The sequence below is a fragment of the Anaerocaecibacter muris genome (genome assembly GCF_943192945.1).
GTDB lineage: Bacteria > Bacillota > Clostridia > Christensenellales > Pumilibacteraceae > Anaerocaecibacter > Anaerocaecibacter muris.
This window is the reverse complement of sequence record NZ_CALPCE010000007.1, coordinates 32,278-54,563: the sequence shown is the minus strand read 5'-3', so window position 1 is coordinate 54,563 and position 22,286 is coordinate 32,278. Positions and strand designations below refer to the sequence as shown.

The 22,286-nt window shown below is 45.7% G+C and carries 15 protein-coding genes, 1 tRNA gene and 1 pseudogene; 5 read left to right on the top strand and 12 right to left on the bottom strand.

What is annotated here, in order from left to right; genetic code table 11:
• Positions 1 to 179 precede the first annotated feature (179 nt).
• The 3 genes from NFR57_RS07340 (at position 180) to NFR57_RS07330 (ending at position 4,143) form a co-directional block, all read left to right on the top strand.
• Complete coding sequence (locus tag NFR57_RS07340; RefSeq protein WP_251183193.1) at positions 180 to 1,154, top strand: ankyrin repeat domain-containing protein; 975 nt, start codon at positions 180 to 182, stop codon at positions 1,152 to 1,154.
• Between the two features lie 18 nt (positions 1,155 to 1,172).
• Positions 1,173 to 3,230: an ankyrin repeat domain-containing protein gene (locus NFR57_RS07335; protein WP_251183192.1), complete on the top strand. Its 2,058-nt coding sequence runs from the start codon at positions 1,173 to 1,175 to the stop codon at positions 3,228 to 3,230.
• Between the two features lie 124 nt (positions 3,231 to 3,354).
• Positions 3,355 to 4,143, top strand: a complete 789-nt coding sequence (locus NFR57_RS07330) for a hypothetical protein (protein ID WP_251183191.1) — start codon at positions 3,355 to 3,357, stop codon at positions 4,141 to 4,143.
• Positions 4,144 to 4,180: 37 nt separating this feature from the next.
• On the opposite strand, the gene NFR57_RS07325 is transcribed toward NFR57_RS07330, so the two are convergent.
• The gene (locus tag NFR57_RS07325) at positions 4,181 to 4,699 is read right to left on the bottom strand and encodes a ferritin-like domain-containing protein (RefSeq protein ID WP_251183190.1); all 519 of its coding nucleotides are present in this window, start codon (positions 4,697 to 4,699) and stop codon (positions 4,181 to 4,183) included.
• Positions 4,700 to 4,906: 207 nt separating this feature from the next.
• Between NFR57_RS07325 and NFR57_RS07320 the strand changes: the two genes are divergently transcribed.
• Positions 4,907 to 6,121 carry a deoxyguanosinetriphosphate triphosphohydrolase family protein gene (locus NFR57_RS07320; RefSeq protein WP_251183189.1) on the top strand — a complete coding sequence of 405 codons (1,215 nt, stop codon included), beginning with the start codon at positions 4,907 to 4,909 and terminating at the stop codon, positions 6,119 to 6,121.
• Positions 6,122 to 6,165: 44 nt separating this feature from the next.
• Here NFR57_RS07320 and NFR57_RS07315 read toward each other — a convergent pair whose 3' ends face one another.
• The 3 genes from NFR57_RS07315 to NFR57_RS07305 form a co-directional block, all read right to left on the bottom strand.
• A complete protein-coding gene (locus tag NFR57_RS07315; protein ID WP_251183188.1) occupies positions 6,166 to 6,915 on the bottom strand; it encodes a hypothetical protein in 750 nt (249 codons plus the stop codon).
• A 296-nt stretch (positions 6,916 to 7,211) separates the two neighbouring features.
• On the bottom strand, positions 7,212 to 7,454 hold the full coding sequence (locus NFR57_RS07310) for a hypothetical protein (protein WP_251183187.1): 243 nt from the start codon (positions 7,452 to 7,454) through the stop codon (positions 7,212 to 7,214).
• Positions 7,455 to 7,758: 304 nt separating this feature from the next.
• Positions 7,759 to 8,352 carry an HsdM family class I SAM-dependent methyltransferase gene (locus NFR57_RS07305; protein ID WP_251183186.1) on the bottom strand — a complete coding sequence of 198 codons (594 nt, stop codon included), beginning with the start codon at positions 8,350 to 8,352 and terminating at the stop codon, positions 7,759 to 7,761.
• On the opposite strand from NFR57_RS07305, the pseudogene NFR57_RS08850 reads away from it, so the two are divergent.
• Positions 8,351 to 8,593, top strand: a pseudogene (locus NFR57_RS08850) (hypothetical protein); the annotation flags it as partial. The gene NFR57_RS07305 and the pseudogene NFR57_RS08850 sit on opposite strands and share 2 nt — an antisense overlap.
• Before the next feature lie 39 nt (positions 8,594 to 8,632).
• Here the strand turns inward: NFR57_RS08850 and NFR57_RS07300 are convergent.
• From NFR57_RS07300 to glgB, 8 genes are all read right to left on the bottom strand, one after another.
• On the bottom strand, positions 8,633 to 10,834 hold the full coding sequence (locus NFR57_RS07300) for a BpuSI family type II restriction endonuclease (protein ID WP_251183185.1): 2,202 nt from the start codon (positions 10,832 to 10,834) through the stop codon (positions 8,633 to 8,635).
• A gap of 8 nt (positions 10,835 to 10,842) precedes the next feature.
• On the bottom strand, positions 10,843 to 11,931 hold the full coding sequence (locus NFR57_RS07295; RefSeq protein WP_251183184.1) for a DNA cytosine methyltransferase: 1,089 nt from the start codon (positions 11,929 to 11,931) through the stop codon (positions 10,843 to 10,845).
• Positions 11,924 to 13,396, bottom strand: a complete 1,473-nt coding sequence (locus NFR57_RS07290) for an Eco57I restriction-modification methylase domain-containing protein (RefSeq protein ID WP_251183183.1) — start codon at positions 13,394 to 13,396, stop codon at positions 11,924 to 11,926. The genes NFR57_RS07295 and NFR57_RS07290 overlap by 8 nt, the downstream gene beginning before the upstream one ends.
• Before the next feature lie 330 nt (positions 13,397 to 13,726).
• Positions 13,727 to 13,803: transfer RNA gene (locus NFR57_RS07285), tRNA-Arg, on the bottom strand.
• Between the two features lie 179 nt (positions 13,804 to 13,982).
• A complete protein-coding gene (locus NFR57_RS07280; protein WP_251183182.1) occupies positions 13,983 to 15,860 on the bottom strand; it encodes a glycoside hydrolase family 13 protein in 1,878 nt (625 codons plus the stop codon).
• Between the two features lie 103 nt (positions 15,861 to 15,963).
• Complete coding sequence (locus NFR57_RS07275; protein ID WP_251183181.1) at positions 15,964 to 18,399, bottom strand: glycogen/starch/alpha-glucan phosphorylase; 2,436 nt, start codon at positions 18,397 to 18,399, stop codon at positions 15,964 to 15,966.
• Between the two features lie 124 nt (positions 18,400 to 18,523).
• On the bottom strand, positions 18,524 to 19,984 hold the full coding sequence (locus tag NFR57_RS07270; protein WP_251183180.1) for a glycogen synthase: 1,461 nt from the start codon (positions 19,982 to 19,984) through the stop codon (positions 18,524 to 18,526).
• A 115-nt stretch (positions 19,985 to 20,099) separates the two neighbouring features.
• Positions 20,100 to 22,154: a 1,4-alpha-glucan branching protein GlgB gene (glgB, locus tag NFR57_RS07265; protein WP_275557187.1), complete on the bottom strand. Its 2,055-nt coding sequence runs from the start codon at positions 22,152 to 22,154 to the stop codon at positions 20,100 to 20,102.
• Between the last annotated feature and the right edge of the window lie 132 nt (positions 22,155 to 22,286).

The following is a 22,286-nucleotide window of genomic DNA, read 5'->3' as shown; positions in this document are numbered from 1 at the left end:
TGATTACAGCGAAAGTCTTATGCAAGCCTCGGTTTGCATAAGACTTTTTATGCAAAACTCAATTCGCAAATCGCACGAACGCAGACAGAATTTTCATTTCTTGGCGGAAACTTGACAAAGGTATTGTCGAGTTATATAATATTACGGTACAAAGTTTGCCGAACGCGGCGGAGGTATAAATGGAACAGCTTTTGCTTAAAGCATGCCAAAACGGTCAAAAAGGCGTTGTCATAGCTTTTCTCAAAAAGGACGGAATAAATGTTGACGCGGTAGACGGCGCGGGGCTTGCGCCGTTGCACTACGCGTGCCGAAAGGGGTTTAAAGACATAGTTAAACTTCTTTTGGACAAGGGCGCAAACGTCAATGCGCTGTCCAACACGTCGGTGTCGCCGCTTCACTGCGCCGCCATATCGGGCAATAAAGAAGTTGTCAAACTGCTCGCGGACGGCGACGCGGATATAGACGCGACGGACAAGGACGGCAAAACGCCGCTCATGTACGCGATTGAGGCGAAAAAAGCCGAAGCCGCCAAGTATTTGATAGAACTGGGCGCGGACACCGCGACGGCGGACAATTCGGGACACACCGCATTGGATTACGCCAATGCTTACGGGCTTGTTCAGCTTATAGGCGCGCTCCCGACGGACGGCGCGGGCACGACCGACGCATACGGCAACACTCCGTTGCATCAGGCTTGTCACAACGGGCAGAGCGAGGTTGTAAAAGCTATGCTTGCAAGCGGCAAGTGCGATATAAATGCGCGCAACGACGAAATGTTTACCCCGCTGTGCACGGTCGCGGACGACGACAATCTTTTGATTGCGGAGCTGTTGCTCGACGCGGGTGCGGACGCGAATATAAGCGGCGCGGACGGCAATATGCCGTTGCATTTTGCCGCCGATAACGGCAACGAACGGCTTGTCAAAAAACTGATTGCGTGCGGCGCGAAGCTCGACGAACGCAACGAGTCGGGCGAAACCGCGCTCATACTCGCGGCGCAAGGCGGATACAATTATATAGTCGGCGCGCTTATCGACGGCGGCGCGGACGTTACGCTCGCCGACCTCGACGGGCATACCGCGCTATATTATGCGACGGAACGGGGCTTTAACGACATTGTCGAAAAGCTGATTATAGCCGGCGCGGAAAACTAATCGATTAAAGAGGCAATTATGGACATTAAGCAGTTTTCGGAAAAGCTCTCCAAATCGAGCACAAGCAACAACAGCAAATATATACCGTGGTGGAGCGGCTGGGAAGACGACTATATGTGCAAGTACAACATTATGTCCGCCGAGGAAATTTCCGAAGGCAATGCCGCGGTCGCAACCGCTACCGACGCGGATTTGACCGCGCCGGTATGGGCGTACAAGCACTCGTTGCTCCACTTGCTCGTTTGGTTTAATTTTTACGACGCAGTCAAGTCGATAATTGCGCGCAAGCTCGACGTCAATATAACGGACGGCGGGGGCAAAGGCATTACGCCGCTAATGCTCGCATGCTGCCGCTCTAATTTCAAAATGGTCGAACTTCTTATCGAGGCAGGCGCGGATAAACTTTGTGCGGACGCAAAAGGCAGAACGTGCTGGCACTTTTTATCGGGCGGCAGACCCGACCTCGTGCCCGATTATCATTGCTCGAACGCGAGCCGCGATCAGCTTGTGAAAATTGCCGACTTGCTCGCCGACAATTACGACGTTGCGGACGCGGATGGCAAAACGCCGCTCGCCTATCTTGTCACAAGCAACGACAACGAACGATCGAGCTATTTATTCGGCAACCTGCTCGAAAGAGGCGCAAAGCCCGACTACACTGACGAAGATGGCAATTCCCTGCTCCTTGCGGCTATTAAAAATAATCACAGGACAGTCGCGCTTCGGCTCGCGAAATATAAAACGCTCAATAACGTCGCTAATACGATCACGGGCAAAACGCCGCTCCAAGCCGCGGAGGATTTCAGAAAAGAAGATATTTGCATGGCGCTCAAAGAGAACGGCGCAACGGGCGAATGTCGATACACCGGACTTCCTCTGTCCGAGCTCGAACGCATAACGTCCAACGGCTTTGCGTTTTGCAATGAGCACGACCCGCTCGAACCCGCGCTGTACCTCGCGCAAAAACTGATAAACTCGGTTGACGAAGATGACGACGACGAAATAAAGCATATTGCGAACATACTGCCCGACGCGCTCGGCAAGGACAAAAACTGCACCGTGCTCGACATGATTAAAAAATCGGGCATCAGCCTTACGGAAAAGTTCAGTAGCGGCGGCGTATGGTGCTTGCGCGATAAATGCTTTTCGTTGCGCGCGGGGCTGAACGCTATAAAAAAACTCGTCGATATAGGAGTCGATATAAACTCCGCGATCATAGACGGACAAACGCCCGTACATATTATTGCCGAACACCCCACGCCGAGCTATTTCAACGGCGAAAAGATCACTTATTTCGAGGACGCGGCGCGCATGTTCGACGGCGAGTCGGCAACCGTGCTCGACAACGACGGAGTGTCGGCTATGCACGCGGCGGCGTTTATGGGACACGCGGAAATGTTGAAAGCAATGGCGGAACGCGGCGCGGACATAAACGTCACGCAGGACGCGCCCGCCAAAGCGGGCAACACGCCGTTACATGCGGCTTGCGAGCGCTGCCGCGTCGATGCGGTTAAAACGCTTATCGAACTGGGCGCGGACGACGGAATAAAGAACGTTGACGGTTTGACCGCGGCGCATATTATTGCTGACAAAAACGCGTGCAATGTAAACAATTCCGACCGCGAACTGAAAGACAAAAACAGGCTGGCAATACTCAAAATGCTTAAAACGCTCGACGAACCGAACAACAACGGCATGACCCCGCTAATGCTTGTGCAGTACAACTATCTTAACTTTATGACGGCGGCGCAGGCGGTACTTATCGAGCGCGGCGCGGACGTCAACCGCAAGGACTCGCGCGGCAGAACCGCGCTTATCATAGCGGCGGACGAACATTGCTATAAGGACGCAATCAAAGAGCTTGTGCGCGCGGGCGCAGACATCGACGCAGCGGACACAAACGGCAGAACCGCGTTGCATTACGCTCTGCGATACGGGTCGCAAGACGTGGCGCGGTATCTGATAAAGAAAGGCGCGGACTACAACCGCGCGGACAACAGCGGCGTTACGCCCGCGTCGCTCGCCGCGGAAAAAGGCTTTGAAACCGCGCTCGAGCTTATGACCGACATCAAATAATACAACGATTTCATAAAGCGCGCCCGTTTGTTCGGGCACGCTTTTTGCAATCGGCATGACTCTACTTAAATATTGTAATTAACAATAATATCACTATATTTTTATATACCAAGGAACACGAACGATGTACGGTTTAACCTTTATAAATATTGAAAGTGAAATAAAACAAAAAGACTATCACAGAAATGCAAAATTAGCATTTTTCATTATTTGGCTGGTAATAGCGGTTGTCGTAACTGCTTTGGCTTCAATGATATTTTTTAAACCCATTATTTCTTATGTCGGAAGCGCACTATTGATTTTAATTATTATAATAAGTTATATCTTATTTCTTGAAATTACAACTTATAAATATGTTAAACATTGCGATGTGCAAACTAAAATAAAAATATTCAAAGGAACTCGCTTTGAAAAAAAGTGTCAGTTGTCATGGTATAGATTGTTTTCTGTCGGCGCCGTGTATTCAAATATACAGTCAACTATGCCGTCTATAAAAAGAATTTTTGCCGCACACGGATTTAAAGACAAGTGTGCATTAAACGTAGCGATGAATTATTATCAAAATAAAGCTAACGGATCTAAACGTTTTAACGTAAGCCTATATTCCGTCTTTACATTTACTTTAAGTCTTACCGCGGTATTGATGCAAACAAAAACATCTTCGCTTTATCAAAATATATCGTTACTGATCGCAATAATAATATTTGTCATAATTGCATATTCGTTTTTAGCATTTATCGGTTATTTTATCAATAAACATATAGGCAACAAAGTGTTTTACGAAAATATTGTCGCCGCGTTATCGGAAATCCTCGTATTCGGCAATTTAAACGACAGGGACGAAAGTCTTGACCGAAGCTCCGCCGTCAAAAATCACTACTGCAATTCCGATTCGTTTTTGTTTATTTTATAAGTTTGCGCCAAATAAATGTTTTTCTACTGCCCTGTCTTTAATTCGGGGCGGCAACGATCTCGCAATACATGTCTTTAAACGTTTTTAGATGCATACGTTCGTCGAGAAGTATGCGGCTGATAAGCGCGCCCAATACGGGGTTTGTTATTTTGCAGAGCATTTGCTCGTATGTGCGGATCGCCTCGGTTTCGGCTGTTATGTCTGCTGCTATCATAGCTGCGGGACGGGTCGCATAGTTGACGTTGCACGTCGCGTAATAGTCGCATTTGTTGGGCGGACGGCGCACGTACATCGGGCTTACGCCCATGCGCAACAGCGCCTCGCCCAACAGGTCGAGGTGCTTCATTTCGGCTATCGCTATTTCTTCGAGCGCAGTTGCAAAACGCGAATTGCCCGCCACGTCGAAGTTTACGCTTTGAAATATGTACTGCAACACCGCGGTCATTTCGCTCTCGGCGTCCGCATAAGCGGGCATTATTATTTGCGCGTTTTTGCAATCGATCGTGAGCACGGACAAATCCGGATACGGCAAATCTTCTATCATGGGCTTGGGCATTTTTACCTCCGCATTTTACGGCGCTAACTTCGCGCCGCTATCTAACAATACTATTTATGCGCCGCGCGCAATTTGGTGCGCGTTTTATTCGCTTTTTCCCTCGCCGACATCCTCTTTAAAAATATCCCGCGAGTTTTGTTTGACGAGTAAAACTATATATGTTATAATAATAACATATAGTGAGTTTTATACTGCACGGGAGCGAGCATGGAAAAATTAACGGACAAGCAAATAGAGCAACTGCAAAAGTATTCGCGCGAAACGGAAGCGCTTTATTCGGAGTACGCGACCAAGGACGGCGACGCGGTACGCTTGCACGGCGACTTGCCGCTCGACCCGTTGCGGTCGCAGTTCGGACGGGACGCCGACCGCATTATTTACTGTAAGTTTTTCAACCGCGGCGCGGACAAAACGCAGGTGTTTTCGTTCCGCAAAAACGACGATATAACGCGCCGATCATCGCACGTACAGTTGGTTTCGCGCATAGCTCGGCGGATAGGCAAAGCGTTGCGGCTCAACCTCGAACTGATAGAAGCAATCGCTATCGGGCACGATATAGGACACACGCCGTTCGGACACGCGGGCGAAGAAATTTTAAGCGATTTGTACTTTGCGCATGCGGGCAAATATTTTAATCACAACGTGCACAGCGTGCGCGTGCTCAATTTGATTTCGCACAATAATTTGACTTTGCAAACGCTCGACGGCATAATCTGCCATTGCGGCGAAAAGGTGGACGAAAAGTATACGCCCGCACCGCTGCCGAAACCCGAAGAATTTTACAAAATTTTCGAGGACTGCTATACGCAGGAAAACGCGGTAAAAAAACTGCGCCCCGCCACGCTCGAAGGTTGCGTCGTGCGGTTGAGCGACATGATAGCTTATATCGGCAAAGACAGACAGGACGCAATGTTTTCGCTCGATATGAATTTAAATTTTTCGGCGACTACTCTCGGCATGCGCAATGCGGAAATTATCGAAAACATCACAAACGACGTTATCGCCAACAGCATGGACAAGCCGTACTTGTCGTTAAGTTCGGACGTGTTCGACGCAATCGAATCGTACAAAGCCGAAAACAACGAAAAGATTTACAAACTTCCCGCCGTCCGCGCCCCGTACAACAACGTTATCCGTCCGATGACCGAAAAAATGTACGAGAAACTGCGAAACGATATAATCAACGAAAACACGAACTCCATAATTTATAAGCACTACTTGTACGACGGATATGTTATAAGCAATTACTTCGGCGACAATACGAAAAAGGGTTATGTCATATCGACCGAACCCGACGACCTTGTGACGGACTTTATTGCATCCATGACCGACGACTACTTCCTCGACGCGTTTGCGCAGTTGTTCCCCGACGACGAACTCAATAATAAAGTAAAAATTATAGGCTACTTCGACAAATTGTAAAAAATTCAAATCGCAGCAATGCGGAACAAAATGCGCCCGATAAACTATCGAGCGTATTTTTCGGCTATGCGATTTTTAATAACGGAAATATACCCGTCAATATCGGAGAAAATCCCCGCCGACAGGTCGTATTCCGCAAGCGAAGCGGCTTGAACGGCGACGGGCGTATCGTTGCCGCCCAGTGCGCGGCGCAACGAAATAAACCCGAACGGAAAGTATTCGACATAATCGACCAGCCTTGCGTCGATAAGTTCGAGCGACGGCAAGAGCCGCTTGACGGTTTCCAGCCTGTTGAGCGTGCGCGACGCGGACAAGTCGTTTTCGTGCGGCACGAACCGCAAAAGCGCAACGGAAGTCGCGTCGTAACGGCATACGCCGGAAAGTATTTCCGCCGTTCGATCCTCGCCAATCAGTATATCGACGCTGATAATCCCGCCGCGCTTATCAAGGTATAAGCACACGTCGAGCGCAACTCGATCGTTCATAAAATAGACCGCGGCGTAACGCGCAAGATCCGCCTCGCAAACAATCTTAAATTCGGGCGCGGAGCGCAACAGCGCCTGTCGATACAGCGGCTTGACAAACGCAAAGAACGACGCGACGCGTTCGGTCACGCCCTCAACCCGCATAAGCTCTGACTGCGACGCGCCGAACACTCCCACCGCCCCGCCGAATTTTTCGATAAGCCGAAGCGTAAGCTGTTCGCGGTCGCCGCCGTACAGCGTTTTGAGAATAAACCGCATAATTTCGAGATCGCTGAAATCGGTCTGCCCGATAGCCCGTTCCTTTTTCAAAACAACACTCCCGCAAAAAAAACGTAAGTTCATGCCAATAAAATATAATAAATACTAAATCAGCGCAAACAATGTATAACCATACATAATTATACCATTTTTACAAAGTTTTAGCAAGACAAAAAATGTTTAAACTTGTTTTATAAAAAACAACAAAAGTCTTTTAGATCAACTGCTCAACACACCCGACAAGATTGCCGTAAAGTCGCAGCTGGCTTTGATCATAATCCGCGCGCCTAACGAACTGCGCGACACTCCACATTTGCTATATCCGCACCATATTTATTATTGTAATACTAATATGTTTTTCTATTGCTTATCAACCAAACGATAAACGACACTACGGATAAACTTCCCATAACCGATAAATAAATCACAGTAAACTTCACCGTGAAGAAATCCATAATAGCTACTTCAATCAAACCCATAAATAAAAATGCAACAGCACAAACTATCGACCAAAAACGGACTTTTTTCTTTTTGTTCTTGGATATTTGCACGGATTGATCGTCGTCATCAAACTGTTGCTTGTTATTCATCTCCACCTCCGTCTTTTTAATAGTATATCACACTTAACCATATTTTGCAAATACATCGATTGCTTTAACTGACAAACAAATTTTATATAACGATAAACCGTACAACATCAAAAAACTTTTAGTACGACAAACTTAATACACCCGACAAGATTGCCGAAAAGTCGCGGCAAGCTTGCGATTAGCGCGAGCGATTAGCGAACTGCGCACTCTGCCATACTTACGCAAAATATTTTCTCTTGCTTCCGCATTAGCCTCATAAAGATAATCAAAAACTGAATTGATTTTACTATCGATTATATCATGGTTAGTCGAGTACGTTATGTAAAAGCGAATTGCCGTGTTCGATTTTGGGAATATCGACGTCGTGCAAAAGCATATTGGTAACGCAAAGCATATACGGGAATTGCTTTTTTTCTCTGCCGTAAATGGATTGATTATAAAGTTCGACGTCGTCGGTTGTTTTCTTTACTTTGTCGAGTTCTTTAAGCCAGCTCGTTAAAAAGCCGCCCGTGCCGCAAGCGAAGTCGGCGCAACGCTCTCCGATTTTAGGCTGTATCATTTGCACCATAAAATCGGTGACGGGGCGCGGCGTATAAAATTCACCGGCAGAACCCGCGCTTTGCAGTTCGCGCAAAATGGATTCGTAAATTTCCCCGAAAGCGTGGCTTTCTTCATAGTCACTCAAATCCAAATCGTCGATTACGTTGATGATTTGACGGAGAAGAACGCCGTCTTTCATATAGTTGTTTGCGTCCTCGAATGTGGATTTTACGATTTGTTTTTTCGGCGGCGTTGCGGGATCGACTTGTATACCAGCTATCAAAACATTGCCGATAGAATCTTTAATATCGGTTCCTTTCAGTACCCTGTCGAAAATTGCGATTGTAAATCGCACCATGAAAAGCGGGTTTCCCGCTTGTTTCGAGCGAGCGAAGCGAGCGGCTCGAAAATACCACTTTGTGGCATTTTCCTTAAATTTGTACGCACAATGGACGCAAAATACCTATACAGTAACACTAAATGCAAATGGCGGTGTAATCGGTTCCGCATCCACCGTAGTAACATTTGATAACGCAATGCCTTCGGGATTGAATGCACCTACAAGAACAGGATATGAATTTCAAGGGTATTATTCCGGTATAAATGGTTCCGGTATAAAATACTACCACAAAGATATGTCAAGTGAAGAAATTACATTTACGGAGATTCTCGACACGATTATCGGACAAGGTATGTTTTCCGGTTGCGCTTATTTGAAAACAATCAATATAGCTAGCAACAAGGAAAACCGCTTCCCTATTTAAAAGTTGTTTTAACTGTTCAGCTGTTTTGTCTTTTCGCTGTTGCTTGCTTTCTCTACCCGGGAGATTCAAATAAGTTACGACTATGCTTTCCAATAAATCCGCATCGATATGTGAACTATCTAAAAATTGCGAATCTCCATTTCCCACACAAAATGTACCTAGCTTAGCATTACGCATCCCAACCTTCAAATTACTGAGCTGCGTGGCATACTGTTCTAGCAACTCACAACTTGAACTAATAAACATTAAATCACTACCACCACTGTTACCTGCCCCACCACGCTTTATTTCAAAAGAAAATTTATCCAGTCGTTCAAACACCTTGGAGTTCTCAAATTGTTCTTTTACAAAAGTAACAGCTTCAACCATTTCGCTGTTTAAAGCGCGCCACCCATCGTTTATGGAATCAATAAATTCTGATTTTGAAATAATTCTTCCAACAACACCCGGCATTTGGGACGCAAAAACAGAAGAATATTCGTCGTTTAACATTTGTTCAAATCGATGAGAATCAAGATTAGGGATGTTTTCGTAGCTTGAAAGAATCTTTATAGTTTCCGATGGCTGCAGTGCCTTTCCGACAAGAACGCATGTGTCTTTTGTAACATCATCAAATATCCCAGTGCCTGGATATGTAAAAATAGTATTTAGGCCTAAATTTTCAATTATCAATTTTCTAATAATGCGAGCTTCCGTTCCTCTGGCAAGCAAATGAGTTTTAGGAAAAACACAAGCAATAGTTGTTCCCGGATTGACCAATAACGTAATCAACTCTAGAAATACTGCTTCAAGAGGCATTTGCCCCACATTAGTTTTAATGTCGCCATGGGCTAACGATTTTATTGCCCGGTAAAATTCTTCCTTTCTTGTCACACAATTAATACCCGCTACAAAAGGCGGATTCATAATTAAAATTTTAACATCGCAAAAAAAATCTCTAGTCAAATCCACAACATTGTAATTGTAAATAGCTGGTGAGTTCTGCTTATTAACCGTTATAGCAAAATTCAAGCCCAATCTTAAAGATAACAATTCCAATAATTTAGAATTATAGTCATTTGCGATAATCTGCTTAGGTGTAAGATGTAAAATTTCTATTGCCGAACTTATCAAATTCCCGCTTCCCGCCGCTGGATCACATACAAGATCGGTTTCAGAAAGCTCTCCACAAGAATGTTTTGCTAAAACCGCAACTAACCTGCCTAACTCCAAATCCGTGGGAACTTCACCATCATGCTCATGCCCAAATGATACAATTTGATGTAGAATCGCAGATAAAGAATCCCCTGAAACGTTCTGATTGCCCAAATCATATAGATTCGAGAGCATTGAATTAGTAATATTATGCTGCGGTTCAAATTCACTTTCAGAATAATTAAAAATATCCTTAAAATTTACCGCTGCCGCTTCTTCACAAATTTTGGGCACATCGTTACCAAAAATTCTGATATCATGAAGAACATTACGATGTAAAAATGTAAATGCGCCCCTTATATATTCATATAATAATACCGCTAAATGACTTTTCCATTGCTTCGAGTTGCTTTTAATTTGTTCCATATGAGTCGCAAACTCCTCAAGTGTAACAGAATACTCGAATTTGTTATTGAAGAAATCCGCAAGTAAATCACTAAAAAACTCTGATAGATTGTTGGTAAAGCTTTCCTCGGTGCTTGCTGAAAAATCATCAATATGGAACAATCCAGGTTTTAGCATTTGCTGAAATACACGAGGTCTTGTAGAATCATATCTAAAAGAAAAAGCATATTCAAGATTAGTAAGAATATAAAAAGGTTCCTCATTAGTATTAGCATTCATTTGAACATAAGAGAGTGCCTGATACTGATATCTGGCACTATGGATGTCCGCTGGGGTTCTTTTTACTTCGATTACACAAAAATATTTACCTGTCACAATATTTTGTATAACAAAATCCATCTCCAATGTTCCTGTGTATTGGTGATGCAGAACTCTATATTGAGCATTTTTACCCAACAATACTAACGCCCTGTTTAATGCCGTTTCACAAACTGGATGGAAATTAGCGACTTCGGAATCAGAATAAGTAATCCACATATGCCCTCCTAGGCAAGGTGCTTTTTTAATTCACGAGCAATCATTTTTGCTAACAACGGAGGAACTGCATTCCCTACAATAAGGCTTTTTCCTTGTTTGCTTGAAGAAACCAAAACATAATTATCTGGAAATGATTGTAATCTCAACGCTTCGCGTATTGTTATCAATCTATCATACTGATAGTGAATATTGCAACCCACATTGGGTCTATTGAAATATGTGTTAATTGTGTAAGCGGGCGAATCGGGGAATAGCCTTCCATAACATGTAGTATGCCCACCACTTTGTTGTAGCCTTTTTATCCTTTTGGAATCAACTGTAGAAGGTATATCCATATAATTACCGCCAGGTTTAACGTGCTTAATTATAAATTCATCAAGTTGACTCATTTTAGGAACAACATGCTCTGTAACACCAGTACAGCTATCTCGCATCATAAGCTGATACTCATTTGAAGGCTCGATATTATATGGAATTTTTTCATTCTCATTTGCTGTCGCTGCAGGCAAATCACCTAAAGCCTCATGCACACTTACATATTTGGGCAATAGTTTCCCGTCTTCGCTATGCGTAGGGAGCGGGAAAGCAAATTTCATATTATTTTTCAACCCGACCAAAAGAACTCGACGTCTCCTTTGAGGTACACCGTAATCTGCCGCATTTACAATTTGTTTTTCTAAATGGTAACCAATACTTTCAAATGTTTCTATCAGCTTATCAATAATTTTTTCTTTCTTTGAATTGCGTGCGGAAAGTAACCCAGTCACATTTTCAAATACGAATGCCTTGGGTTGCAAATGCTTGATAATTTCAATATACTTCCATACCAATTGTCCACGAGCATCTTCTGTATGACGTTTGCCAGCCAACGAAAACGACTGGCAAGGAGGGCCTCCTATTACTACATCAGCTTGAGGAATCGATTTAACATCTATTGAATTAATATCCTCACAAATAATATGATTGCCTATGTTTGTTTTATAAGTATCAACAGCATTCTGGTTATTGTCTATTGCCCAGATAATATCATATCCTTCGGATTTAAATCCTAAATCCAATCCGCCGCCACCAGAGAATATACTTACTACTTTAATCATAATTTTTATCCTCTAATCTTTCTTTTTTCAATGCACTGTACTGTTCTAAAATGTCCTTGTATCCTATTAAAGAATATTGGGATATCAATTGAGTTATAGAGTTTACTATTTCCAGGTCATTCGTTGCAATTAACTGCATTGACAAATTTTCAAGTTGATAAATAGCATTATCATCAAAACAACTTATATCCGGGAAATTAATTCTTTCCAGGTCATATCGCTGAATTTTTAATAATCCCGCACCGTAACGCTTTCCATAGCATTCTAACTGATAAAATGTATAATAATTATTTAAAAGCGCAAATAAAAGTAGCCCACTTATCTTTGGTTTGACTATATAAAAATTATCACGGACTTGATAAGATGAATTGTTATAAATGAACCTAATTTCATTTCTTATGAAGTAGCTAAATATAATCCCTTCGTTTTGTATTAGCCTTAATCTATACCAAGCTTTTTTATCGAGAATTTTATTATATAGCGTTTTGGGTGATTGAGTATTAATGATTTTTTCTTCCCATGAATTTAAATACTCTAATATAGAATTAGGCACATCTTGATTTAAAGTTAATAAATAGTCTAATTTGACATCTTTAGTGCTAAACCCTTTGATAGATTTGGGGCTAGTGATAATCGGCGTCAAACATGATGGTTCATTACATGTTAAAGCGGGATTTATGAATATCGCGTTACAGCCTGTTGTCAAACCCCTTTTAGCAGTTGCAACTTTAAAGAACGGCAAATTGAATCCTAAATCCATTTCGTGAATTAATTTTTTTTTCACTAACTTTTGGCCATCAAAAAATAGATTTTGTATGATTGGTTCTGCACATATCTTTTCTTTTTTTATTTTTAAAATTAGCACATCTACCAAAGCGTTCTTTTCAAAAACTTTTCCTGTTATATTTATTTGTTGCAATATACTACATTCAGCCCCTATTAACTCTCTAAATTTGACACCATTTCTTGCTTTTAACCATGTATTAGGGAAAATAACAATAAGTTCTCCTCCTTCACGCAAAATAGTAATGGCTTTTAAAATAAAGTACATATAGAGATTTGCATTTTGGGGTAGTTCACTAAAAATAATATTATTTCTTAACTTATTTTTAGTGACTCCTAATGGACTAAGTCCATCTATTTTCTCTTGCCGTATATACGGCGGGTTCATTATAATACCATCAAAATGATTTAGCTGTGAACTTAGGAAATCTTCATTATAAAGCTTACATTTTTTAAATTTTGATAAAACCTCATCACATAAAGTTGAATCAATTTCATACCCTGTTACATTCTTAAACCCCAGACTGTCTAAAGCTTCTAAAAAGACACCTGTACCAAAGCATGGATCCAACATTGTCGCGTTTGCATCCAATGTAAAAAGCGATGCCATAAATCTTGCTATATTCCTATTTGTAAAAACTTGACCAAGATCCATATCGCTTATGGTAAATACCGCATCCATTTTTTTAACCTCATATTTAATATATCAAAAAAATACATTATTGTCAAGACAACTGCTATTCGATTACCTCAATGCGCATAAATACATTAGACATATTTCAACTTCGAAACAGTTCAAATCCGCCCAGGCGAGATTTTTTGCCCAACTGAGTTAGAAGTGTGTTGTACAAAAAAACACTTTTGTTTTTGGCAATAAAAATTGACTGTACGAACACTCAATTCGAATATTAGTCCACGCCTAAGGGCAAATTTTAGGGCAAAAATACGATATTTTACCCCAAAATATGAAAAAAGTTGGTCGATATGATAATGACATATCGACCAACTGGTTTGGTACACCCGACAAGATTCGAACTTGCGACCCTCAGAATCGGAATCTGATACTCTATCCAGCTGAGCTACGGGTGCTCTCAATTTTTTTAATCATAACATTTGCGTAAACTTGTCGCTATATAATACAAGCGCTTAATTACGCCCCCGAAATTCGAGGGCGTAATTATTATAGCACTTTTATCGCTTATTGACAAATGATTTATACAAGTTTCCCGTTCGGCGCGGCGGTTATTTCCTTGCCGACGTTTACTATTTTACTTTTTATTTTTCTTTTGCGGTTTTTCGGGGAAAGTCGTCTTTTTAGTAGATTTGATTATTGCAACGTCCTTATCCGCAACCTTGCCTTTAAACGGTTTATACGTCATTAAATCGGTATAGTCGTCCTTGGGCAGGTTGGGCACATATTCGCTTCCCGAATTGTTGACTACTACGTACACTACCTCGTCGCCCGCTTTGCGCTTAAAAAACATTACGCCGTGTTCGGTATCGACGCCGCAATAGTGCCCGTGCGCAAAGATTTCGCGCTCGTTCGTCCTTACCGCGCCCAGTTTTTTATACCATTTGAGCAAGTCTTTATCGCCCTCGCCCCACGGATAGCAACGTCTGTTGAACGGGTCCTCAAACCCTTCCATACCCACTTCGTCGCCGTAATACACGCACGGCACGCCGGGGAGAGTATACTGCAACGCCGCGGCGAGTTTAACGAGCAATTTAGCTTCGTCCTTGTTCTTTACCGTCGCCGTCGCTTTATCGTCCTTGCTCGCAACGTTTCCGTTGTCGCCCAGCACAGTCATGAGCCGCGCCGTATCGTGATTGTCGAGCACGTTCATCAAGCTGTCAACCGCATGTTTGGGATAATTATTTATCACAAACCCGACCGTATTGTTGAGCCTGTCGCTGTCGCCGCAGCGCACATAGTTGAGTATATCCTCTTTAAACGGATAGTTGGTCACGCTGTCGAGCTTGCCGTCTATCAAAAAACTGCGCCGACTGTTATCGACAATCGCGTTCGACGCGTCCATAAACACTTCGCCGTAAACCACCGCGTCGGGGTTTTCCGTTTTTACGGCGTGCGCGCAATGCGCGATAAACTTATCCGTCAATCGCTCGCACACGTCGAGTCGCCAGCCGCCCAAGCCCATGCGCGTCCAGTACCGAATAATGCCCTCTTGACCCGTTACGAACTCGTCGTACATGGGATTGCCTACGTCGGTATCGGGCATGATGTCTATGTTATATCTGCACTCGTAATCATTGTTCCAATGTCTGAACTTATACCACGAATAGTAAGGCGACTTGACGGACTGATACGCACCCGTGCTATCGTAATTACCGTACTTATTGAAATAGATACTGTCGTCGCCCGTGTGCGAGAACACGCCGTCGAGAATAATTTTAATCCCGCGCTTGTTCGCTTTTTTGATCAAGTCTTTAAGGTCGTCAATCGTGCCGAAATCGCTATCGACGCGCATATAGTTGCCGGGGTCGTATTTATGATTGGAGTGCGCCTCGAATATGGGCGTTAGATAGACGTGCGTCACGCCCAAATTTTTAAGGTATGTAAGTTTTTTGGTAATGCCTTTTAAGTTGCCGCCGAAAAAGTCGGTATTGTCGATTTTTCCGTTTGCGTCGGGCTTATATTCGGGCACGCCGCCCCAGTCCTCGCGGTAGTTTGCATAACTCTTGGTCTTGTTGCGCTCGCCGCCGATAAAGAACCTATCGGGCATAATTTCGTAAATAACGCCGCCGTCCACCGCGGTCGGCTTGTATTCGTCGGACGTGACGGTGAGTTGCCAGTCCGCGCCCTTGCCGAGCAATGCGTTAAGGCTGTCGTCGCTTCCCACTCGGTAAAGCTGTTCTTCGTTTTGGATCTCGAAGTGATAGAAATACAGTCCCGAAGTAGTTACCTTTACCGTAAGCGAGTATGTATATTCGCCGTCCTCTTCCTTTACAAGGTTCATGGCGTAACGCACCGCGTCCTCACCGTCTTTTGTGAGGACGAAGTAAACGTCGGACGGGTTTTGCGGGCGCGTAAACTTAAAAGTCAAGCTGATAGGCTCGCCGACTGTCGACGCGCCTGTCGGCGTTTTGTACTTGTGGCAGTTCGGAAAAAACGATACGGTTTTACTCATAATATAACTCCTTGCGACGCAACGCGTCAATCGTTCTATTAACTATATTCCGATAATCGGCACAAGCGTGCGGAATTATCCGCACGCTCGCACCGTACTCGAATTATTTATTGTTGTTGATTTTAACTTTTTTGAGGTTCCAAATATTCTTGGCGTAATCGTTGATGGAACGGTCGGACGAGAATATGCCCGCCTGCGCGATATTGACAAGCGCCATTTTGTTCCATTTGTTTTTATCGGCATACGTTGCGGTCACGCGCTCCGCCGCCTTTTTGTAATCGTCGAAATCGAGCAAACACATATACGGGTCGGCGACCTGATAGCTTCCGACGATAAGGTAATCGGCAATGTCCGAAAAACTTTCGCCGTCGAACCCGACGCGCAGTCTGTCCACTATGCGGCGGATTTCGTTGTTGTGCGCGTAAATAGTCGAGGAGTTGTACCCCGCGCGCCAAGCGCGTTCGACTTCGTCGGTTTTAAGCCCAAAGATAAAGATATTGTCGTCGCCCACGCGCTCGCCTATTTCGACGTTCGCGCCGTCGAGCGTGCCCAGCGTAATCGCGCCGTTTATCATGAACTTCATGTTGGACGTGCCCGACGCTTCCTTGCCCGCGAGCGAAATTTGTTCGCTGACTTCGGACGCGGGAATAAGGTGTTCCGCCTGCGTGACATTGTAGTTTTCGACGAACATGACGTCCAGTTTCTGTTTGATTTTCGGGTTTTTCTGAATTTCCTTGGACAAGCAGTTGATAAGCTGGATTATGCGCTTGGCGTGCATATAACTGCCCGCCGCTTTCGCGCCGAATATAAACGTTTGCGGCGCGACGTCCTTTTCGGGATTGTCGAGCAATTCGAGGTAGTAATGCACGATTTTGAGCACGTTCAGCAACTGACGCTTATACTCGTGCAACCGCTTAATCTGCGTGTCGAACCGCGATTCGGGATTGAGCACAAAGCCCGTCGTCTTTTTGACGTAATCGGCATAATCCTTTTTATTCGCCTGTTTAATCTTGCCGATTTTTTCGAGCACGGTCTTGTCGCTCGCGTACTTCATAAGTCCCGAAAGGGTTTCGGGCTTGGTGTAGAAATCGGGACCGATAAGCTCGGTGATAAGCTCCGACAGACGCGGGTTGGACTGGATAAGCCAACGTCTGTGCGTAATGCCGTTTGTAACGTTGGTGAACTTGTCGGGGAACACCTCGTTAAATTCGCTGAATATGGTGTCTTTGATTATTTCGCTGTGCAACGCCGACACGCCGTTGACCTTTTGCGATCCTATTACGCAAAGGTTAGCCATTTTTACTTGATTGCCCGAAATAATGCGCATTGCGTCTATCTTACGCCCGTCGAGCTGATGCTCTTCCATAGCCGCGTTATATCTGCGGTTGATTTCGCACACAATCGCATAAATGCGCGGGAGCACGTTGCGGAACGTATTTTCATCCCATTTTTCAAGCGCCTCCGCCATAACGGTGTGGTTGGTGTAATTGACGGTGCGGATAGTGATGTCCCACGCCTCGTCCCACGACAAATCGTGTTCGTCCATCAACAAGCGCATAAGCTCCGGAATAGCGAGAGCGGGGTGCGTGTCGTTGGCGTGGATAACCGCTTTATCGGGCAGGTTTTTGACGTTTTTATACAAACGCAAGTGGTCTTTTATAATACTCTGTAACGACGCGGAAACAAGGAAGTATTCCTGTTCGAGGCGCAACTGTTTGCCCTGACTGTGGTCGTCGGACGGATAAAGCACCTTGGAAATAAGCTCGGCTTCGTTTTCGCGCTGCATTGCTTTTTCGTAATCGCCCTGCGAGAAAGAACGCATATCGAACTGTGTGGACGAAGTCGCCGACCACAACCGCAGTACGCTCACGCCCGCGTTGTCGCCGTAACCGGAAATCATAACGTCGTTGGCAAGCGCGTCCACGCTCGTGCCGTCCACATACCGAACGCGCATTTTGCCGTCCTGCACATACTCCTCGACTCTGCCGCCGAGATTGACGGTGAACCGTTTATCCGAACGCGGCATCATCCAAACTTCGCCGCTCGGCAACCACATATCGGGCAATTCGACTTGCTGATTGTCCACTATGCGCTGACGGAACAAACCGTACTGATAGCGGATAGTAAAGCCCATTGCGGGATAGTTGAGCGTCGCAAGACTGTCCATAAAACAGGAAGCGAGCCGACCCAAACCGCCGTTACCCAAGCCCGCGTCCGATTCGCGCTCGAAAATTTCGTCGAGCGAAAAATTCATTTTTTTCAAGCATTTGTCGAACTGGTCGGTAAGACCGAGGTTGAACAAATTGTTTTTGAGCGAGCGTCCGATAAGGAACTCCATACATAAGTAATAAACCCGCTTATACTTGCCTTCCGCTATACGCGCGTTGTTCTCTTGCTTTTTTTGGAGCAACAAGTCGCGCACAACCAAAGCGACAGCTTTGTAAATCTGGTCTTCGTTCGCGCGTTCGGGCGTGATAGCAAAGTAGCGTGCGAGCTTATCGAGTATAAGTTCCTGCACTTCATTAGTTGTCTTATTCATACATCCTCCGTTGCCTATAAAGAATAATTAAAAATTAGATGTGTGGGTAAAACCCTCAATGAACAATAATCATAGAGCGGGCAAAGTTTTAACCGCGCGCCCGCCGCGCGGAAGTTTGCAACCGCTATGCCGAAAGCACGCGATACAAAACATTGTATTCGAGCGCGGCTTTATCCCAAGAGAAGTCGCAAGCCATGGCGCGTTTTGCGAGCGCGCGCCATTCGGCTTTGTGATAGTAATACATAGACACGGCGCGCGTAATGGTTTTGTCCATAACGTCCGAATCGTATTCTTCGAACATAAAGCCGTTGCCCGTATCGCCTTTGTCGCAATCGATAATGGAGTCTATAAGTCCGCCCGTAGCGCGCACGATAGGCACTGCGCCGAACTTGCAGGCATACATCTGCGTAAGACCGCACGGCTCCGTTCGCGACGGCATGAGGCACATGTCGGCGGCGGCGAGCACTTTTTTAAGCAGGTCTTTATTATAAGTGATGAGCGCGCGCACTCTGCGGCTGTACATGTTTTGGATATAAGTGAAATACCCTTCTATATCGGCGTCGCCCTGTCCGAGCACTATCAACTGTATGTTTGTGTCGAGAATATTGCCCTCGGGACTGCCCTTGTTAATCGACTTACGCAACAGGTCGAAGCCCTTGTGCGGAACCATGTGCGCAATCATGCACAACAGCGGCACGTCGGGGTCTTCGGGAAGCGACAGCATGCGTTGCAACTCGCGCTTGTTTTCCGCCTTTTTTTCGAAGCTGTCGGCGGTGTAATTTACGAACAATGCCTCGGACGTCGCGGGATCGTATTCCTCGGCGATACCGTTGAGTATACCGACTATCTTGGAACGGTTTTCGATAAGTATTCCGTCCAGCCCGCCCGAAAACTCGGGCAAGCGAATTTCGCGCGCATACTGCGGCGACATGGTGGTAATCTTGTCGCAAGTGACGATCGCGCCCTTGACAAGGTTGATATTGCCATTAAATTCGACGATAGGCACATTCTCGTCGGCAATGCCGAAAACATCGCCCGCTATTATGGCGGGATACACGCCCTGATAATTTATGTTGTGGATAGTAAAAACGTTCTTGATGTTTTTGTAGCCCGCGCGCGTCTTGTAATCGAACGCGTAATAAATGGGCACAAGCGCGGTCAAGTGGTCGTTGGACTGCAAAATGTCGGGTTTGAAATCGAGGTGCGGGATAAGCTCCAACGCCGCGCGCGAGAAAAACGCAAACCTTTCCGCGTCGTCGTAATATCCGTAAATCTTGGAACGCTTGAAGTAATATTCGTTATCGACGAAGTAATACACCACGCCGTCGCGCTCCGCTCTGTACAGTCCGCAATACTGATTGCGCCAAGCAAGCCCGACGGTAATATTGCACACAAACGTCATTTCGTTCTTGTATCGCGTTGCGATATCTTCGTACAGCGGCATCATTACGCGCGCGTCCGTCTTTTTGGTCTTGTTAAGCGCACGGGGCAAGCTCGAACAGATTTCGCCGATCCCGCCCGTCGAGGCAAACGGTTCCGCCTCGGTCGTTACGAATAACACATTGTTGATTTTTGCTTTTGCCATTATGTTTCGACTCCTTTAATCCGATACGATTACATTAGCAAATTCTATCGGGCACGGTCGAATATCGACCCTATATCACGGTTTCGTATCGGCAATTTTATGCTATATTAACAAGCTATTTTGCGGACGGTTTTTTAGCCGCGGGCTTCTTTGCCGCAGTCGGCTTCTTGTCCGTAGCGGGCTTTTTAGCGGGCGCACTCTTTTTTTCCGCCGCGGGCTTTTTTTCAGCCGTCGGCTTTTTGGCAGGCGCGGGCGCGGAAGTTTCCGCCGCCTTAACTGCGGGCGCGGGCTGCGCTTTTTGCTCGGGCTTTTTAACTGCGGGCTTATCGGCGTTGGGGCAGTACAACAGTATGCCGCCCATGGGGGGAACGTCTATAATAAGCGAATCGTCCTTGCCGTGGCTCGCTATCTTTTCGGTCTTGTACTTGTTGCCGGACTGGTTCCACTCGTAAATCTGCGTGCGCAGAAGTTCGGTATATTCGCCCTCATGCGCGCCGAAGCGGTAGCCGTTGTGCGGTACGGGCGAGAAGTTGATTATAGCAATCATGCGGTTATCGTCCGAGTCGCGCCGCTCGTAAACAAGTATATTTTGCAGATAGTCGTCCGCGACAAGCCATTCAAAGCCCTTCCAGTCGTAATCTATCTGGTGCATTGCGGGATAGTTTTTGTAAATGCCGTTGAGCGTGGACACGAACTTTTTGAGATCGGCGTGCGCGGGATAGTCGAGCACGCTCCAATCGAGTTCCTTTGCGAAGTTCCACTCGTTGAACTGTCCGAGTTCCGCGCCCATAAACAACAGCTTTTTGCCGGGGTGCGAGAACATGTAAGTAAGGAAGTTGCGCACTCCCGCAAACTTCATGTCGTAATCTCCGGGCATTTTATTTATAAGCGAACCTTTGCCGTAGACCACTTCGTCGTGCGAAATGGGCAGAACAAAGTTTTCCGTAAACGCGTAAATCATGGAGAACGTAACAGTGTTGTGATGGTACTTGCGGAAAACGGGATCGACCTTGATGTAAGACAGCGTGTCGTTCATCCAGCCCATGTTCCACTTAAAGTTGAAGCCCAGTCCGCCCATATCGACGGGGCGCGAAACGCCGCCCCATGCGGTGGACTCCTCGGCAATCATGAGCGCTTTGGGGTACTTTGCGAATATAGCGGTATTCAGGCGGCGCAAAAAGTCTACCGCCTCCAAGTTTTCGTTTCCGCCGTAAATGTTGGGACGCCATTCGTATCTGCCGTAATCGAGGTAGAGCATGCTCGCAACCGCGTCCACACGCAAACCGTCTATGTGGTACATGTCCATCCAATAGAACGCGTTGGAAATAAGGAAGTTGCGTACTTCGTTGCGCCCGTAATCGAAACAGCGCGTTCCCCACTCTTTGTGTTCCATGCGCAACGGGTCGCTGTGTTCGTACAGCGGACCGCCGTCGAATTCGTACAGTCCGTCGCCGTTTTTGGGGAAATGCCCCGGCACCCAGTCGAGAATAACGCCTATGCCGCAAGCGTGCATTTTGTCCACAAGATAAGCAAAGTCCTCCGGCGTGCCGTAACGCGAGGTCGGCGCGAAGTAGCCCGTTACCTGATAGCCCCACGACCCGTCGAACGGATATTCGGCAACGCCCATGAGTTCCAAGTGCGTATAGCCGAGTTCTTTAAGATATTCGCTCATTTCGTCGGCGAACTTACGATAATCAAACGTATTGCCGTCCGCGTAACGCCGCCACGACGCGATGTGCGCTTCGTAAACGCTCATAGGCGCGGAGTATTGGTCGGGCTTGTTCTTTATATAGTCGCCGTCCGTCCATTTAAAATGTTCTATGTCCACGACCTTGGCGTTGGTGCCCTCAAACGTTTCGCGGTGGAACGCGAACGGGTCGCATTTATATATAGGATAAGTAAAACCGTTTTCGATGTAAAATTTATAGTTGTCGTAAAGTTTGACGCCCGACACAGTGGCTTCCCAAATTCCCGCCTCTGTAATCTTGGTCATGCGGTTGGCGTTTACGTCCCAGCCGTTGAAGTCGCCTATTACGGAAATAGACGTAGCGCGAGTGGACCAAACGCGGAACACGGCGGTGCCGCTGTCCTTGTTGAAATGACACCCCAAATACTTGTAGGCGTCATACATATCCCCGTGATGATAAGCGTCAAGCAATTTGATGTCCATTTAAAATCTCCCTCATACCGTTATTAGGTTTTATCACCATTACGATTATACATCATTTTATCGGAAATATCAAGCCTTTTCCGAATATTATTTTATATTGCCTCGGCGGGAAAAACGTCGAATTTTAACGCC